18 protein-coding genes and 3 tRNA genes are annotated in these 15,112 nt (G+C 55.5%); 9 read left to right on the forward strand and 12 right to left on the reverse strand.

All coding sequences use genetic code 11. The annotated features are described in order from the left end of the window. Positions 1 to 134 precede the first annotated feature (134 nt). Together AC2Q8J_RS00825 and AC2Q8J_RS00830 are read left to right on the forward strand one after the other, a co-directional pair. Positions 135 to 602 carry a DUF1289 domain-containing protein gene (locus AC2Q8J_RS00825; protein ID WP_286838317.1) on the forward strand — a complete coding sequence of 156 codons (468 nt, stop codon included), beginning with the start codon at positions 135 to 137 and terminating at the stop codon, positions 600 to 602. 50 nt (positions 603 to 652) lie between these two features. After that, positions 653 to 1,264: a MiaE family protein gene (locus tag AC2Q8J_RS00830; protein WP_486451905.1), complete on the forward strand. Its 612-nt coding sequence runs from the start codon at positions 653 to 655 to the stop codon at positions 1,262 to 1,264. An 18-nt stretch (positions 1,265 to 1,282) separates the two neighbouring features. On the opposite strand, the gene AC2Q8J_RS00835 is transcribed toward AC2Q8J_RS00830, so the two are convergent. From AC2Q8J_RS00835 to AC2Q8J_RS00850, 4 genes are all read right to left on the reverse strand, one after another. After that, positions 1,283 to 1,849 carry an ANTAR domain-containing response regulator gene (locus tag AC2Q8J_RS00835; RefSeq protein ID WP_486451906.1) on the reverse strand — a complete coding sequence of 189 codons (567 nt, stop codon included), beginning with the start codon at positions 1,847 to 1,849 and terminating at the stop codon, positions 1,283 to 1,285. Further along, positions 1,846 to 3,144, reverse strand: a complete 1,299-nt coding sequence (locus AC2Q8J_RS00840; protein ID WP_204996353.1) for a CmpA/NrtA family ABC transporter substrate-binding protein — start codon at positions 3,142 to 3,144, stop codon at positions 1,846 to 1,848. Before AC2Q8J_RS00840 ends, AC2Q8J_RS00835 begins: the two co-directional genes overlap by 4 nt. A 199-nt stretch (positions 3,145 to 3,343) precedes the next feature. Beyond that, positions 3,344 to 4,066 carry a UDP-2,3-diacylglucosamine diphosphatase gene (locus AC2Q8J_RS00845; RefSeq protein ID WP_486451907.1) on the reverse strand — a complete coding sequence of 241 codons (723 nt, stop codon included), beginning with the start codon at positions 4,064 to 4,066 and terminating at the stop codon, positions 3,344 to 3,346. 3 nt (positions 4,067 to 4,069) lie between these two features. Continuing rightward, on the reverse strand, positions 4,070 to 4,564 hold the full coding sequence (locus AC2Q8J_RS00850) for a peptidylprolyl isomerase (RefSeq protein WP_204996355.1): 495 nt from the start codon (positions 4,562 to 4,564) through the stop codon (positions 4,070 to 4,072). A 150-nt stretch (positions 4,565 to 4,714) separates the two neighbouring features. Here AC2Q8J_RS00850 and AC2Q8J_RS00855 point away from each other — a divergent pair, with 150 nt between their 5' ends. Then, positions 4,715 to 6,391, forward strand: a complete 1,677-nt coding sequence (locus tag AC2Q8J_RS00855; protein ID WP_424146239.1) for a glutamine--tRNA ligase/YqeY domain fusion protein — start codon at positions 4,715 to 4,717, stop codon at positions 6,389 to 6,391. A 95-nt stretch (positions 6,392 to 6,486) separates the two neighbouring features. Beyond that, a complete protein-coding gene (gene cysS / locus AC2Q8J_RS00860) occupies positions 6,487 to 7,884 on the forward strand; it encodes a cysteine--tRNA ligase (RefSeq protein ID WP_486451908.1) in 1,398 nt (465 codons plus the stop codon). Here the strand turns inward: cysS and AC2Q8J_RS00865 are convergent. The 3 genes from AC2Q8J_RS00865 to folD are packed head-to-tail and all read right to left on the reverse strand — an operon-like array spanning position 7,881 to position 9,760. Further along, positions 7,881 to 8,246 (reverse strand): VanZ family protein, encoded by a 366-nt coding sequence (locus tag AC2Q8J_RS00865; protein WP_486451909.1) that lies wholly within the window; start codon positions 8,244 to 8,246, stop codon positions 7,881 to 7,883. The genes cysS and AC2Q8J_RS00865 overlap by 4 nt on opposite strands. Positions 8,247 to 8,248: 2 nt before the next feature. Then, a complete protein-coding gene (locus tag AC2Q8J_RS00870; protein ID WP_204996358.1) occupies positions 8,249 to 8,905 on the reverse strand; it encodes a lysophospholipid acyltransferase family protein in 657 nt (218 codons plus the stop codon). Between the two features lie 9 nt (positions 8,906 to 8,914). After that, entirely contained in the window at positions 8,915 to 9,760 is an 846-nt protein-coding gene (gene folD / locus AC2Q8J_RS00875) for a bifunctional methylenetetrahydrofolate dehydrogenase/methenyltetrahydrofolate cyclohydrolase FolD (RefSeq protein ID WP_027873889.1), read from the reverse strand. A gap of 166 nt (positions 9,761 to 9,926) precedes the next feature. Here folD and AC2Q8J_RS00880 point away from each other — a divergent pair. From AC2Q8J_RS00880 to AC2Q8J_RS00890, 3 genes are all read left to right on the forward strand, one after another. Continuing rightward, positions 9,927 to 10,003 (forward strand) — tRNA-Pro (locus AC2Q8J_RS00880). A gap of 24 nt (positions 10,004 to 10,027) precedes the next feature. Next, a tRNA-Arg gene (locus tag AC2Q8J_RS00885) sits at positions 10,028 to 10,104 on the forward strand. A 24-nt stretch (positions 10,105 to 10,128) separates the two neighbouring features. Then, a tRNA-His gene (locus AC2Q8J_RS00890) sits at positions 10,129 to 10,204 on the forward strand. Positions 10,205 to 10,377: 173 nt separating this feature from the next. On the opposite strand, the gene AC2Q8J_RS00895 is transcribed toward AC2Q8J_RS00890, so the two are convergent. The 5 genes from AC2Q8J_RS00895 to AC2Q8J_RS00915 form a co-directional block, all read right to left on the reverse strand. Next, positions 10,378 to 11,136 (reverse strand): pyridoxine 5'-phosphate synthase, encoded by a 759-nt coding sequence (locus tag AC2Q8J_RS00895; protein WP_288363960.1) that lies wholly within the window; start codon positions 11,134 to 11,136, stop codon positions 10,378 to 10,380. A gap of 12 nt (positions 11,137 to 11,148) precedes the next feature. Then, the gene (locus AC2Q8J_RS00900; protein WP_486451910.1) at positions 11,149 to 11,727 is read right to left on the reverse strand and encodes a peptidylprolyl isomerase; all 579 of its coding nucleotides are present in this window, start codon (positions 11,725 to 11,727) and stop codon (positions 11,149 to 11,151) included. Positions 11,728 to 11,731: 4 nt separating this feature from the next. Beyond that, positions 11,732 to 12,403: a TIGR04211 family SH3 domain-containing protein gene (locus AC2Q8J_RS00905; protein ID WP_204996361.1), complete on the reverse strand. Its 672-nt coding sequence runs from the start codon at positions 12,401 to 12,403 to the stop codon at positions 11,732 to 11,734. An 87-nt stretch (positions 12,404 to 12,490) separates the two neighbouring features. After that, a complete protein-coding gene (locus tag AC2Q8J_RS00910; RefSeq protein ID WP_204996362.1) occupies positions 12,491 to 12,790 on the reverse strand; it encodes a YciI family protein in 300 nt (99 codons plus the stop codon). 2 nt (positions 12,791 to 12,792) lie between these two features. Further along, complete coding sequence (locus AC2Q8J_RS00915) at positions 12,793 to 13,506, reverse strand: VC0807 family protein (RefSeq protein WP_204996363.1); 714 nt, start codon at positions 13,504 to 13,506, stop codon at positions 12,793 to 12,795. A 114-nt stretch (positions 13,507 to 13,620) separates the two neighbouring features. Between AC2Q8J_RS00915 and AC2Q8J_RS00920 the strand changes: the two genes are divergently transcribed. Together AC2Q8J_RS00920 and AC2Q8J_RS00925 are read left to right on the forward strand one after the other, a co-directional pair. Next, on the forward strand, positions 13,621 to 14,448 hold the full coding sequence (locus AC2Q8J_RS00920) for a PHP domain-containing protein (RefSeq protein WP_288363280.1): 828 nt from the start codon (positions 13,621 to 13,623) through the stop codon (positions 14,446 to 14,448). 18 nt (positions 14,449 to 14,466) lie between these two features. Then, positions 14,467 to 15,096: an L-threonylcarbamoyladenylate synthase gene (locus AC2Q8J_RS00925; protein ID WP_486451911.1), complete on the forward strand. Its 630-nt coding sequence runs from the start codon at positions 14,467 to 14,469 to the stop codon at positions 15,094 to 15,096. Positions 15,097 to 15,112 lie beyond the last annotated feature (16 nt).

A 15,112-nucleotide genomic window follows, 5' to 3' on the forward strand; every position in this document is an offset into this window, starting at 1 on the left:
TGTGCCGCCCCACCTGGAAAGGTGGGCGCGGGGGCACTGGCATCCACCTATTTTTGGCGGTGGGCTGACCCTTGTTTCAGGGGACGCGCTCGCTTACTCTTTTGCCTCGTTTAAAAACGTTCTCGGGAGTTGTTTTGTCTGATTTGCTACGCCGTGTGGCGACACCTTGTATTGGTGTTTGCTCTACAGGTATCGGTGACGATGTTTGCCGTGGCTGCAAGCGTTTTTGTCACGAGGTGATTCACTGGAATAGCTACAGCCAGGAGCAGAAGCGCATCATTGACGAACGCCTGGACCAGTTCCTGGTGCAGGTGATGCAGGACAAACTTCATATTATTAATGCCGAGCTGCTGGCCTGGCAGTTGGGCGTGCAACGTGTCCGCTATCCCGCGCAGAAAGACCCTTATATATGGTTGTTTCAATTGCTGCGCGCCGGTGCCGGGCAAATAACAGAGCCGCGAAAGTATGGCTTTGTTGTCGATAGTGTCTGGCGCGACAGTAGCCTGCTGGAATTGCGGGAGGCCATTGATCGCGAGTTCTACCTGCTCTCGCAGGCCCACTACGAGCGCTACATCGGTCGTTACATGCAAAAAGAGGGCTGAGGCTGGCCCATCGTGCTGATATACTTCCGCGTTTTTTCAGGGCAGTGAGTATGGCCGTCGACATTTCTGAAATTCTGGATTTTCTCCCCTGTGAGACGCCCAATGAATGGGTTGAGGCGGCCTTAGCCCACCCCGAAGAGCTGCTCATTGATCACGCCAACTGCGAAAAAAAGGCCGCGGGCACTGCGCTGAACTTAATGTTTCGCTATGTGGATAAGCTGGATCTTCTCAACAAGATGTCCCGGCTTGCTCGCGAAGAGTTGCGACACTTTGAGCAGGTGCTGGCGATAATGAAAAAACGCGGGGTTGCCTACCGGCATATTTCGTCGGCGCGCTACGCAAACGGTTTGCGCGAGCTGTGCCGCAGCAGCGATCCCGGCAAATTAGTGGATATCCTAGTCTGTGGGGCGTTGATAGAGGCTCGCAGTTGTGAGCGTTTTGCGCGGATCGCGCCGGAACTCGATGACGAACTGGGTGCATTCTACCTCTCCCTGCTCAAGTCCGAGTCCCGGCATTTCAAAGACTATTTAAGCCTTGCACAGCGCTATTCAGACGAGCCCATTGCGCCGCGTGTCGCGCTGTTTTGTGAGCGAGAGAAGGAGTTGATTCTCACGCCTGATGAGGTGTTCCGGTTCCATAGCGGGCCGCTGCTCGCAGCCTAAGGTGCCGGCTGAGCTGGTCTAGCCCATGGAGCCGGTGCTGAGCAGTTGATCCGCTAAGTCTTCAACACTGCGGTTTTGCCGCTGTGCATTTTTCTTTAGCAGGGCCTCGGCCTGGTGAGGAGCAAGCGAGAAGTTGTCCACGATGAAGGTGATAGCTTCATGGGTTTTCAGCCGCTGTTTGGATGAAAATTGCGCAGCAGCGACTTCAGTGTGCAACTGCTGATGGCTGTGAAGCTCGCTAATCGCGATATCAATTAACGCTTGCAGCAAACTGTCGCGAAGGCTGCTGATGGCGTAAAGGCTGATATCCAGTTCGGCGGCTAGCCGAGCGATCCCCTCAGATGCTCTGCCGAAGAGACTGATAATGGTTTGGGGGCTGTCGCGCCGGGTATGGGCGACATGTTCCAGCACATCGCGCCGTGGCGAGCCAGTGCGGGCGAAAATGAGCTCCGGTGGCCAGCGCTCCAGCTCATCGTACAGGTCGCTGTCCTTTTCCGTGCTTCTGCATTCGATACCGGCGCGAGCGAGTGCTGTTGCCAAGTGCTTGACGTCCTCAGGTGCTAGGTCGATAAGTAGTGCTCTCATCCGCGTGCCGATGCCTGTTGGGGGTTCATAAGTCGCAGTGCCGACAATTCGGGCTCTGGTAGCGGCAGCGCTTCGAGATACTTTAAGGTCCCGCCAACCCCAATGATTTTTCCATCTATAAACTGGTTGGGTCCCAGCTGCTGGGAGTCTGAAAACAGCATTTTCTGAGGCAGATTGCCCTCCGTTTTGCGGTCGATCTGGGGGCTGTCGATTCCCAGGGAGGCGGCGACCTGGCGATATAAGTCGGGTTTGAAAATGGCCCTTGCCGTGTCGTCGAGTTTGATGGGCATTTTTAACAGTTGCCAGCGGTACATTTGTGAGATGTACCAATCAATGTGGCTCAGCCAGGGAAAGTTGGCGCAGTAGCGGTGGAAAACATGGAAGTCGGCCACCTCTTCCGGGGCTTCCCCGTGATGGCGCTGAGAGAAGCCACGGAGTGATAGCGCAACAGTGTCCTCGGGTAGGGCGATATAGGCAGCTTGACTAATGATCTTGGCGGCGCGACGACGGTTCTCTTTTTTATCCAGCCATTGGCAGGCCCGAAGCAGCGCTCGAAGCACTGCTCGGTGGCTGTTGGGATGATGGTGGCTCCATTGCTCGGTGACGGCGAAGACTTTCTCCGGGCTGTTGTTCCACAATTGGTATTTGGTCGCCACGACATGCCCGAGTCGTTGTTGAACGGCCAGCGTATTCCACGGTTCGCCAACACAAAAGCCGTCGATATTACCCTCGCTCAACGCGGTAACCATCTTCGGTGGTGGTACCACGACCAGCTCGACATCGCGCTCGGGGTCGATGCCAGCGCTCGCCAGCCAATAACGCAGCTCAAAACTTTGGGTTGAGCAGGGGTAAACGATGCCCAGGCGCAAGGGCGCCGCTGACGCCTCGCGCACTTGAAGGTGCTGCTTTAGTGCCCCTGCGGCGGCGCTGGGGCAGCGAGCGGAATGGGGGTCAATAGCAGCCAGGTGTTGGAACAGCTCATTGCTGAGCGTAATGGCATTGCCGTTGAGATCCAGAACCATGCCGCTGACAAAATCGAAACGTGGACCGCCAATGCCGAGTCGGCTGGCCAGTGGCATGGAGGCGAGCATCTGCGCCCCATCCAGAATTCCCAAGCCTACTTTGTCGCGAATGGCGGCCCATGAGGTTTCCCGGCAAAGCTCAACGTCAAGGCCTTCTGCTGCGAAGTAGCCTTTCTCAAAGGCAATGACCAAGGGTGCGCAATCCGTGAGAGGGATGAAGCCCAGCCGCAGGCGCGGCTTTTCTGGCGGTGTTGCCGTTGTGGGGTGGGGCATGCCAAGAGTTCCTGATATTACCGTATTGGTCGTTATATACGGGGTAACTCAGCAATACTTATGCCAGTCTTCTTGGGGGCTTTCGGGGTGCGTTGTGCAGTGTGGGCGCTAATGACGAGCATGCCATACCGCCCCAGTGAAAAAGAAAGTGCGCGAGTTTGGGGCGGCCTTTCGCAAACGCCCAAAAGTGGTGCGCAATTTAAATATCGAAGGCGCGGAGTACGATCTCGCTATCCTTGCAATCGAGCACCCAGCCTTGGCGGTGCCAGTCGCCGAGTACGATGCGTTCGGCTGGCTTGTTGTTAAGGGTAAAAGCATGTCGCGCGGGACGATGAGTGTGGCCGTGAATCAGTCGCTGGCAATGATGCTGGGTCATGATGCGTTCTACCTCTGAGGGCGTGACGTCCATGATATCTTCGGCCTTGTTGCTATTGGCTTCACTGCTGGCGGCGCGCAGCTGTTTGGCGAGGGCGCGGCGCTCGCTAAGACTTTTGCTTAACACCTGTGCCTGCCACTCTGGAGAGCGAGCCATTGCCCGGAACTGCATATATTCGGCGTCGCCAGTGCATAGGCTATCGCCATGCATCAACAGCGTGGGCTCGCCGAGTAAGTCGATCACGCAGGGGTCGTCGAGGCGTGTTGCCGAGACCGCTTGGCAAAATGCATCACCGACTAAGAAGTCACGATTGCCGTGCATAAAATACACTTGGCAGCCGGTATTGCTGAGTTCGAGGAGGGCGGTTTTGACCTGCTCAATCAGGGGACTACTGTCATCGTCGCCCAGCCAGCTCTCAAAGAAGTCGCCAAGAATGTAGAGCGCGTTCGCCTTGGAGGCGTCGTCTTGCAGAAACTGGCAGAACGCCCGGGTGATATCCGGGCGCTGCTCGTCAAGGTGCAAGTCTGAAATAAACAGACTGCGCATAGCCTAGCCTTGCCACTCCGCTTTTTCGATGATCACATCGTCGGCGGGAACGTCTTGATGACCCGCGGCGCTGGTAGTGCGTACCGCTTTAATTTTTTCAACAACGTCCATACCTTCGCTGACTTTGCCAAATACCGCGTAGCCCCAGCCCTGCATGTTTTTGCCGCTGTGGTTCAGGAAGTCGTTGTCTTTCACATTGATAAAGAATTGCGCGCTGGCAGAGTGTGGGTCCATGGTGCGTGCCATTGCCAGGGTGCCAACAGTGTTTTTGAGGCCATTATCTGCTTCGTTTTCAATGGGCTCGCGGGTTGCTTTTTGTTTCATGCCGGGCTCGAAACCGCCGCCTTGAATCATAAAGCCGTCGATAACGCGGTGGAAGATGGTGCCGTCGTAAAAGCCTTCCTCAACGTACTGCTTAAAATTTTCTGCGGTCTTGGGCGCGTTTTCGAAGTCGAGTTCGATCTTGATGTCACCAAAATTTGTTTTAAAGATAACCATTTGCGTTGATTCTCGCTTATAAGCCGAAATTAAAGCCGCTATAATACGGTTTTTGCATTGGCGGCGAAACCGGGCCTACGTTTGCCGTCGACAACCTTTATGCATCGTGCGCCTGTCACTGGCGCAATAAACCAAGAGATTTGCGATTCAATGAGTGAACAAGACGTCACTGGTAATAACTTTTTGCGCGGCATCATCCGCAAGGATATCGAGGAAGGCCGCCTGAGTGGTTCACTGGTCACCCGATTTCCTCCGGAGCCCAATGGCTTTTTACATATTGGTCACGCCAAGTCGATTTGCCTGAATTTTGGTCTGGCTGAGCATTTTGGCGGCCAGTGTCATTTGCGTTTCGACGACACCAACCCTGCCAAGGAAGAGCAGGCCTATATTGATGCTATTCAGGAAGATATTCAGTGGTTGGGCTATCAGTGGGCAGGGCCAGTACGCTATGCCTCTGATTATTTTGACACGCTCTATGACTACGCGGTGGCATTGATCAACGCCGGCAAGGCATACGTGTGCGAACTTAGCGCAGAGCAGGCGCGAGAGTATCGCGGCACGTTAACTGAGCCGGGCCGAAACAGTCCCTTTCGCGAGCGCAGCCCTGAAGAGAACCTCGCTGAGTTTGAGGCGATGCGCAACGGTGAATACGAAGAGGGCGCGAAAGTGCTGCGTGCCAAAATCGATATGTCAGCGCCGAATATCAATTTGCGCGACCCGATCATTTATCGCATTCGCAAGCAGACCCATCACCAAACGGGTGATAAGTGGTGTATTTATCCTACCTACGACTTCACTCACGGTCAGTCCGATGCCATTGAGGGGATTACGCACTCTATCTGCACCTTGGAGTTTGAAGATCATCGCCCGCTGTACGAATGGTTTATAGAAAATCTGCCGGTGCCGGCCGAGCCCAAGCAGTATGAATTTGCGCGCCTGAATATCAATTACACCGTTACCAGCAAGCGCAAATTGAAAGCTCTGGTTGACGAGAATATTGTCGCTGGCTGGGATGACCCGCGCATGCCGACTATTGCCGGGATGCGTCGCCGTGGCTTTACGCCTGCAGCGCTGCGCCACTTTTGCGAGATGGTGGGTGTGGCCCGCAGTGAGGGGATTGTCGACATGGCGATGCTTGAGCACGCGATCCGCGATGATCTCGATAAAAATGCGCCGCGCGCAATGTGCGTGATGGATCCGCTTAAGCTGGTTATTCACAATTACCCGCAGGGCCAGGTGGAACAGCTTGGTGCACCGGGCCACCCCAATCGCGATGACCTGGGTGAGCGCCAGCTACCGTTCACGCGCGAGGTATATATCGAGCGTGATGATTTCCGTGAAGAGGCGAACAAGAAGTTCAAACGGCTGGTGCTGGGTAAAAAAGTGCGGCTGCGCAATGCCTATGTGCTGCTCGCTGAGCAGGTGGTCAAAGATGAGCAGGGCAATATTGTTGAGGTTCACTGCAGCTATGACCCAGATACTCTCGGTGCAGACCCCAGCGATGGCGTAAAGCCCAAGGGGGTGATTCACTGGGTTTCTGCCAGTGAAGGCCGTCGGGCGACGGTTCGCATTTATGACCGGCTCTTTAACCACGCCTCACCGGATCGCGGCGGTGAAGACTTCTTGGAGCATGTTAACCCCGACTCATTGAGCGTTGTGGAAGACTGTTGGATAGAGCCGGGCTTGGCCAATTGCTCACCGGAAAGCCGTTTCCAATTTGAGCGCACCGGCTATTTCGTTGCTGACCGTTACGAGCACTCGGCGGAGCAGCCCGTATTCAACCGCACAATTGCGCTGCGCGATAGTTGGGGTAAGGCGGAGGCCTGAGGCCACCACATAGGCACGACACATAAATAGTCACTACCCTTAAATAGATACTCGGCGCTTCTCTACGCGCCGACGGAATAAGCGAAAGCATCAGTATGCAGATATACAACACCCTGAGTCGCAAGAAAGAAGCCTTTACACCGATCGAAGCTGGCAAAGTGAAGATGTACGTTTGCGGCATGACCGTCTACGACTACTGCCACTTGGGGCACGCGCGGGTGTTGGTGGCTTTTGATGTGATCAGCCGCTATTTGCGCGCCAAGGGTTACGAGCTGAACTATGTGCGCAATATCACCGACATCGATGACAAGATCCTGCGCCGTGCAGACGAAAACGGCGAGGATTACACCGCGTTGACCGAGCGCTTCATTACGGCGATGCATGAAGATGCAGAGCGTTTGGGGATAGCGCCTCCGGATGCCGAGCCGCGAGCGACCGGTCACATCGATGACATACTGGCAATGATCGCACGGTTGATCGAGCGCGGCTTTGCCTACGCGGCAGACAACGGCGATGTTTACTATCGTGTGAGTCGCTTCGAGGGCTACGGCAAGCTATCCGGTAAGAAGCCAGACGAATTGCTATCGGGAGCGCGAATAGCCGTTGACGAGGCCAAAGAAGACCCGCGCGATTTTGCGCTGTGGAAGGCCGCAAAAAGTGGCGAAGTCAGCTGGCCGTCACCCTGGGGAGAGGGGCGTCCCGGTTGGCACATCGAGTGCTCGGCGATGTCCACCTGCTGCCTGGGCGATAATTTTGACATTCACGGCGGTGGTCCGGATTTGGTTTTCCCTCACCATGAAAACGAAATCGCGCAGTCTGAGGCGGCCACGGGTAAGCCTTATGCGAACACCTGGATGCATGCCGGGGCCGTGCGTGTGGACAACGAAAAGATGTCCAAGTCACTGGGTAACTTCTTCACTATTAGGGAAATTCTCGACAAATATCACCCAGAGGTGGTGCGCTATTTTCTGATCTCCAGTCACTACCGGAGTGCCATCAACTACTCCGAGGATAACCTGCAAATCGCCAGGCAAAACCTCGAGCGCTTCTACCACGCCCTGAAAGGGCTGCCCGTCGAGCCGGTAACGCCATACAACGAATTGCCCGCAGACAATCGCTATGTGCAGCGCTTTGATGCGGCCATGAGTGATGATTTTGCAGCGCCGGAAGCGCTGGCTGTGTTATTTGACCTGGTGCGCGAGCTCAATAACGCCCGCGCCGCTGGCGAGGACGCAGCAGTGACGGAACAGGCGGCGCTGCTGCGTTCGCTCGGTGCGCTTCTGGGTATTCTGGGTTGCGAGGCAGAGGCCTTCCTGCAGGCAGGTGGTGCGGGTGAATTGAGCGCCGAGGAGATTGAATCCTTGATCGCCGAGCGGGTACAGGCCAAGAAAGACCGGGATTTTGCTCGCGCCGACGGTATTCGTGCTCAACTGCTTGAAGGTGGCGTGGTGCTAGAAGACAGTCGCGAGGGGACGACCTGGCGGCGGGCCTAAGCTCGCCGACGTCGGCGTTTAATCATTGCGCCAACCGCGCTCATTATTGCAAAGGCAATAATCACTCCGAGGCTATTGGCAAGCAGGTCGCCGCCTGAAGGCGCGCGGCCGGGCATCCAGGATTGGCCGTATTCCATGGCGGCGCTGTAGAGAATAATCGCGATGGCGAATAGCAGGCGGCCGCGCAGGGTGTTAGCAACCGGATAAGCGAAGCCCATAAACACCGCGTAGGCAATGAAGTGTTGGGCTTTGTCCCAGAGCGTGATGTCCGGCATGGTGCTGGCGGGCGTTAGCGATAGGGCGGTGATTACAGCGGCGTACACGGACAGCAGCAGCCATTGCTGCCAGCGCTTAAGCCACATGGCTATACCTTCTCTTGCCGGTAGTCGTCAGCCAGCAGTCCTTGCAGTCGGCGCTCGGCGACCTTTGTTATCGCGTCCACATCGGTGTCTGCTGAATAATCTTCAAGCGGGAAGCGCTCGTTATGAAATGTCACTGAAGTAAAGGGCAGTGGAACCTTGAATTTGTCCCAGGTTGATTGAATCCGCCAGCCTTTGTAGTCCACACGCATTAAGTAGAGCGGGAGTCCGGTCTTTCTCGCGAGTGCTACCGCGCCGGCTTTCATTTCGTGGCGTGGGCCGCGAGAGCCGTCTACCGTGAATACCGTTACCGATGCCGTTTTACTTCTTCGCAACAGCTGGAAAAACGCATCGCGGCCGCCGCGGCTCGGTGAGCCAAGTGCCACTTGGTAACCGTAGCGCTCCAGGGCTTTACCGATGGCGTAACCAAAGTGATTCTGTGACGCGATCGTGCTGGCGTTGCTGTGCGCAAAGTACTTGCACAGCGGCAGTAGCTCGTCGTGAAACACCGCGATTACGCACGGCGTTTCAATGCTGGGTTTATTGCGAAAGCGCACGCTGCGCGTCAGCAAAAATAAACCGTGCATAAAGCCGATTAAAATACCGCGTGCTGCTTTCTGCCCCGGGCCAATAACCTTGGGCTTGCGTTGTCGTTTTGCCACGGAGTCGCCTTAGGCCAGTGCTTTCTCGCCTGAATCGACGCTTTGGAATATGAGGGTGTTAATGGTCATGGGGCCAACACCGCCCGGTACCGGAGTAATGGCACTTGCGCGCTCGTGCAGCGGGGCGAGCTCAATATCGCCAACGCCGCCTGGGTGGTAACCGGCATCGACGACAACGGCGCCATCTTTCACCCACTCAGCTTTAATAAACTCCGGTTTGCCCACGGCGCCGACGAGAATATCGGCTTGCTTGATCAGTGCGGGCAAATTTTGCGTTCGGGAGTGGCAAATGGTGACTGTGGCATTGGCTTCCAGCAACATCATTGCCATGGGCTTGCCAAGAATCGCGCTGCGGCCAACGACAACAGCGTGCTTGCCTTCGATATCAATCTTATAGTGCTCCAACAGGCGCATGATGCCTTTGGGAGTGGCGCAGCCGTAGGCGTCTTCGCCCATGGCCATGCGGCCGAAGCCCAGGCAGGTGACGCCGTCGACATCTTTATGCAAGGCGATAGCGTCAAAACAGGCGCGCTCATCAATTTGGGCGGGCACGGGGTGTTGAAGGAGGATGCCGTGCACATTGCTGTCGTTATTCAGTTCGTCGATCTTTGCCAGCAACTGCTCGGTGGTCGTGGAGGAGGGCAGCTCAACGGCCATAGAGTCCATGCCGACGCGTCTGCAGGCGTTGCCTTTCATCTTTACGTACGTCGCAGAGGCGGGGTCGTCGCCAACCAAAATCGTTGCCAGAATGGGGGTTTTGCCACCGGACTTTTCTTTGAGTGCTGCCACTCGAGTTGAAAGCTGTTGTTCCCAGCTTGCCGCCAGTGCCTTGCCGTCCAGAATTTGTGCCGCCATCCCGGTTGTCTCCGAAAAAGATGATTGAAAATAAGCTGTTATTGTCGCACGCCGAAAATGCACTGGCCAATAAAGTCGTAAGTTTTTTTTCTAAAATTGTTGACGCCTCAGAGGTGTCTGCGTATCATGCGCAGCTCCTGTAAGGGGGCATGAGTTACACATGTTTCGGGGTATAGCGCAGTCTGGTAGCGCGCCTGCTTTGGGAGCAGGATGTCGGGAGTTCGAATCTCTCTACCCCGACCATTTCGTCAACTCTTGACGCTTTTTGCGCCCGTAGCTCAGCTGGATAGAGCAACGGCCTTCTAAGCCGTCGGTCACAGGTTCGAATCCTGTCGGGCGTGCCATTACAGGTCAAGTCATACGTTATGGTGGCCGTAGCTCAGTTGGTAGAGTCCAGGATTGTGATTCCTGTTGTCGCGGGTTCGAGCCCCGTCGGCCACCCCATCTTATTGTCTTAATTTTCTCCTCGAATTATTTGCCGTACAGCATCGCGACTGTCGTCGTGTCTTCGTGCGTTATGTTTTTATGCTTTGTGTATAGCGTTTGGATGGACATCCCTACGTCGTTCCAGGGGCCTGTGTTTGCGCGCTGCTAATAACGCCGCCTCGCGGGGCAGTCTAGCGCAGGCAGTCCAGGTAGGCGGCAATCGCTCGATCCAGGCCGAGTTCAATAGCGTCCACGGTGAAGGCGTGACCGATCGACACTTCCAGTAGTTGATCCACGCTGCGTTTGAAGAGCGCTAAGTTGTGCAGGTTAAGGTCGTGGCCTGCATTCAGGCCCAAGCCGCTTTCGGCGGCAACGCGGCTGGCGTCGACGAAACGGGCGAGGCAGTTCTCCTGCTGGGGGCTCCCATAGGCCTGGGCATAGGGGCCGGTATACAGCTCGATGCGGTCGGCGCCGAAGGTTTTGGCTAGGCGTATTTGTTCGGCATCGGGGTCCATAAACAGACTGACACGCACACCCATTGCACGAAGCTCTTCGATAATAGGCGCAATTTTTTCTCCGTCGCGCTTGAGGTCGAAACCGTGGTCGGAGGTTAGCTGGCTGTTGTTATCCGGCACCAGGGTGCATTGAGCGGGGCGAGTCCGGCGAATGATCTCCATGAAGCCGGGGTAGTCGCTGACGCCAGTCCGATCGCTTTTCATGGGAGCGGCCAGCGGGTTGCCTTCAATATTAAACTCCACGTCCAGCACGTCTGCTAAGGCGTAGCAGTCGTCTGCCCGTATGTGGCGCTGGTCGGGGCGAGGGTGGACGGTAATACCCTGTGCGCCTGCGGCAATACAGCGCTTCGCGTGTTCGATGACACTTGGGTACTCGGTGTCGCGCGAGTTTCTGATTAAGGCAATTTTGTTCAGGTTGATGCTGAGTGCGGTCATCGCGGCCTCTGGCTATTTAGTGGCGGGGCTAGCCTTGCTGATGCTGATTCGCTCCAGAATAATCGGCTCCATGGGCACGTCCTCAAAGTCGCCGACGCGCTGGGTGCGCACATTGCTAATGTCTCTTACGACATGCTGCCCACCGATGACATGGCCGAACACCGCATAGCCGTCGCGGCCCATGCGTGCGTCGAGCGACAGATTCATTCGCAGGTTAATAAAAAACTGCGAGCGGGCACTATTCGGGTCGTCGGTTCTCGCCATGGCAACCGTCCAGCGCTGATTGCTCAGCCGGCTCGCCTTGGACTCGTTAACAATCGGTTCGCCGTTGGGTTTTTCAACCATATCCGCTGTAAAGCCGCCGCCTTGAACGACAAAGCGGCGAATGACGCGATGAAAAATGGTTCCGTCGTAGAAACCGCTTTTCGCGTAATTGAGGAAATTTTCCACCGTAATGGGCGCGCGGTCTGGCAACAGCTCAATGCGGATATCTCCCTTGCTGGTGTGCAGGGTGACAACGGGCTTATCGCCAGCGTGGGCAGGCGCGATGCTGAGTGAGAGTAAAAGGCATAAAAAAGCGGTTATACGCATCGTCTTAGCCCCATTCGGAACGCCGCTTAGGCATCATGCGTGGGACGATTAGAGCGATCATTACGCCGATAAGCACCGCGAAGGCGCCGTTTAGGAAAAATTCGTTTTCTTTGTTTTCACGCAGGCGAGCGTTATCGGTCTTGAGCACATCGACCTCACTGCTCAGCATCTGGTTGCTCTCAAGCAGGCGGCGGTTGTCGCTGTCGAGTTTAATGGCGTTGGCAGAGATGCGTTTGATCGCGTCCAGCTCTTCGCTGAGGGCGGTGTTCTCGCGTTCTAGCTGTTCCACAATGGAGGCGGTTTGCTCACTGCTTTGCGTGGTGTTTTTGAGTTGCTCGCGGAGGGCTTTGTTTGCCTCACTGAGTCTGCTGAGTTTGGCTTCCGCTTCTTTTAAGCGTGTGCGTGCAACGGGCGCCTCGACAAGGTAGTGGCTGGGCAGCCAGCCTTCGGTACCGCTTGTCGTTTTGACTTTAGAGTAGCCCGTGCTCTCGTTGGTGGTGATGAGTTCAAGCTTAGTGCCACTGGGCAGGCCGCGATGAACGATTCGGTATTTGCTGCCATCCCCAACACGAAGTGGTACATAAACCTTGTCGCTGATATAGCGGGTTTCGGCGAACAGTTGGCCAGAAAGGGTGAGCAGGACGGTCACAAGGCCGAGAAGGGTGAGTTTCTTCACTGTTAATTCCACTTTAAAAAATTGCGGTAAGGTATTAATGAATAAGAGTAATGTACATGGTTGCAGACTGCAATTTGGCGCCCTGTTCTAGGGCAGTACTTTTTTAAACGGTTTTACACTAACTTTGCTGTACACGCCGGCCGCAATGTAAGGGTCTGCATCGGCCCAGCGCTGAGCATCTTCCAGGCTGGGAAATTCGGCTATCACCAGGCTTCCGGTGAAACCCGCGTCTCCCGGGTCGTTGCTGTCAATGGCGGGGTGAGGGCCGGCAACTAAGAGCCTGCCATCGGCTTTTAGTTCCTCTAGGCGCGCGAGGTGGGCAGGGCGCGCGGTCAGGCGCTTTTCTAAGCTGTTGCTGACGTCTTCACTGAGAATGGCGTAAAACATGATTAGTTTTGATCCTGGTGTAATCTAAAAATCTGTTCGAGCTCCAGTGCTGTGAGGCTCTTAACTCTGTTCATTAGGTAGAACAGGGCGCCCATCATCACGATTGTGCAGGGCAGTGCGATGACGGGAAAGCTGAGTCCGGTCATTTTTCCCAGCTCGGCGCTGTACTCAGGGGTGCCGGGAGGACTGACCAAAATAAACTTGGCGAGCAGGTAATTCAGGGTCGAGGACAGGAAAAAAGAGAAAGCCAGTAAGTAGGTTGCTCGGCGAAGGGCTACGTTGAAGGCGTTGTGGGCATTGTGCTCACTAAGCGCCTTCTCGATACGCGCGGTGTCGACAACCTCATCGTTGAACAACAGCGTTTTGATCAGCGGATAGGGCGTGTATAGTGACAGCAACGTAGCAAGGCCTATCAGGCCGGGGATCGCCGCCTCTTTAATGGCGATATATTGAGGGTCCAGCTCCAACAGGCTGATCCCGCCGGTCAGTAAGATGCTGACGAAACCGAGTATGGAAAAAATGTTGGTGCGGCGGGTTTTAATATAATCCCATGCGCCGAAGCTCACGGGAAAAGCCAGTGCGATAATGATGCTCAGGCTAGGCCCCAAGTCTTCTTCGCCGCTGAACTTGGTGAGTATCAGCGTCGGTATCACAATATTGAATAAAAGGTTGGTCACGGCACTGTGCCGTGGCTTGCCCTGATTGTTTGGGGGCATGGTTCGTCCTGTGGTCGGGATTGTCTGCGCGAATGCGCGGCTCACTATAACCATTTTCCCGCGTTATCACTAGCGCAGGGGGTGAGCGCCACAGAGGTGCTGGAGTATTAAAGCTTGATAATCGATTTACACACCCATAGCACCGCCTCCGATGGCGGTTTGACCCCCCAGGAGTTGGTGGCGCGCGCGGTTGATCGTGGCGTTGATCTGTTGGCAATTACTGATCACGATACGGTCGATGCTTACCAGGCGCTAGAAGACCTTCCCGGCGATCTGCAGCTGGTGTGTGGTGCGGAGTTTTCATGCAACTGGAATGGCGTCAACATTCACGTATTGGGTTTGGGGCTGGACGTATCTGAGCCGCTGCTGTGCGATGCCATCGCGGGGCAGAAAGTGGCGCGGGAGCAGCGCAGCGAGACAATTGCCGCCCGTTTAAGCAAGAAGGGCATCGATATTGATGTTGAGGCATTGCGGAGCAGTGTCGCTGACCGGCCGCTGGGTCGACCAGACTTTGCCCGTTATATGGTTGAAAAGGGCTATGTGGGGTCGATGAATGAGGCCTTTGACCGCTTTTTGGGCGCTGGCAAAATTGGCGATGTAAAGGCGATGTGGCCATCGTTGGCGTCTGTGCTGTCATGGATACACGCCGGCGGTGGTGTGGCTGCGATTGCTCACCCTATGCACTACAAAATGACCAATGCAAAGCTGCGTCGCTTGCTTGCAGAGTTTAAAGACCTGGGCGGCGAGGCGCTGGAGGTATGTAATGGTCGGCCTGCGGATCAAGAGTTACGTTACCTACGTGAGCTGTGCAGGCACTTTGAATTTGAAGCGTCGGCTGGCAGTGATTTTCACCACTTAAGCCAGTGGTGTGATCTTGGCTGTGATGCCGAGGTAGTGGGAAATTGTCAGCCGGTATGGCAGCGTTGGCTAAGGGCCAGCTGACCACATTTAAGGATAATTATGAGTCAATTTTTTCAGATCCACCCCGAAAACCCACAGGCACGGTTAATCAAACAGGCGGCCGATATCGTCCGCAGTGGCGGCGTGATCGCTTACCCCACTGATTCGGCCTATGCGCTGGGCTGCCACCTCGGGGATAAAAGTGCATTGGAGCGTATCCGAACGATTCGTCGTTTGGACGACAAGCACAATTTCACGCTGATGTGTCGTGATCTTTCTGAGCTGGGTAATTATGCCCGGGTTGATAACAGCAGCTTTCGCCTGCTCAAAAACCTAATTCCCGGGCCTTACACCTTCATCTTGCGTGCCACGCCCGAGGTCCCTAAGCGCCTTCACCACCCCAAGCGCAAGAGCGTGGGCCTGCGCGTACCCGACAACCAAATTTGCCTGGACCTATTAGCAGAGCTGAATGAGCCACTAATGAGCGTGAGCCTGATTCTGCCAGGCGAAGACTTGCCGATGACGGACCCCTATGACATTCGCGATACGCTGGCGAACCACGTCGATTTGGTGATAGACGGCGGTTACTGTGGCATGGAGGCAACGTCTGTGGTCGATCTCGTGGATGACGTGCCAGTAGTGCTTCGCCGCGGACTTGGCGATGTCAGTCTATTTGAACAAGCGCTGTGACGCTCGAGCAGATAGC

Source organism: Spongiibacter sp. C9W (assembly GCF_057370015.1).

Coding starts and splice junctions, on each gene's coding strand:
- AC2Q8J_RS00900 (WP_486451910.1), bottom strand. CDS start 11,727: ATGCGTATAACCGCTTTTTTATGCCTTTTACTCTCACTCAGCATCGCG.
- AC2Q8J_RS00845 (WP_486451907.1), bottom strand. CDS start 4,066: ATGCGCAGTCTGTTTATTTCAGACTTGCACCTTGACGAGCAGCGCCCG.
- AC2Q8J_RS00925 (WP_486451911.1), top strand. CDS start 14,467: ATGAGTCAATTTTTTCAGATCCACCCCGAAAACCCACAGGCACGGTTA.
- AC2Q8J_RS00835 (WP_486451906.1), bottom strand. CDS start 1,849: ATGAGAGCACTACTTATCGACCTAGCACCTGAGGACGTCAAGCACTTG.
- AC2Q8J_RS00855 (WP_424146239.1), top strand. CDS start 4,715: ATGAGTGAACAAGACGTCACTGGTAATAACTTTTTGCGCGGCATCATC.
- AC2Q8J_RS00840 (WP_204996353.1), bottom strand. CDS start 3,144: ATGCCCCACCCCACAACGGCAACACCGCCAGAAAAGCCGCGCCTGCGG.
- cysS (WP_486451908.1), top strand. CDS start 6,487: ATGCAGATATACAACACCCTGAGTCGCAAGAAAGAAGCCTTTACACCG.
- AC2Q8J_RS00850 (WP_204996355.1), bottom strand. CDS start 4,564: ATGGTTATCTTTAAAACAAATTTTGGTGACATCAAGATCGAACTCGAC.
- AC2Q8J_RS00915 (WP_204996363.1), bottom strand. CDS start 13,506: ATGCCCCCAAACAATCAGGGCAAGCCACGGCACAGTGCCGTGACCAAC.
- AC2Q8J_RS00910 (WP_204996362.1), bottom strand. CDS start 12,790: ATGTTTTACGCCATTCTCAGTGAAGACGTCAGCAACAGCTTAGAAAAG.
- AC2Q8J_RS00895 (WP_288363960.1), bottom strand. CDS start 11,136: ATGACCGCACTCAGCATCAACCTGAACAAAATTGCCTTAATCAGAAAC.
- AC2Q8J_RS00865 (WP_486451909.1), bottom strand. CDS start 8,246: ATGTGGCTTAAGCGCTGGCAGCAATGGCTGCTGCTGTCCGTGTACGCC.
- folD (WP_027873889.1), bottom strand. CDS start 9,760: ATGGCGGCACAAATTCTGGACGGCAAGGCACTGGCGGCAAGCTGGGAA.
- AC2Q8J_RS00830 (WP_486451905.1), top strand. CDS start 653: ATGGCCGTCGACATTTCTGAAATTCTGGATTTTCTCCCCTGTGAGACG.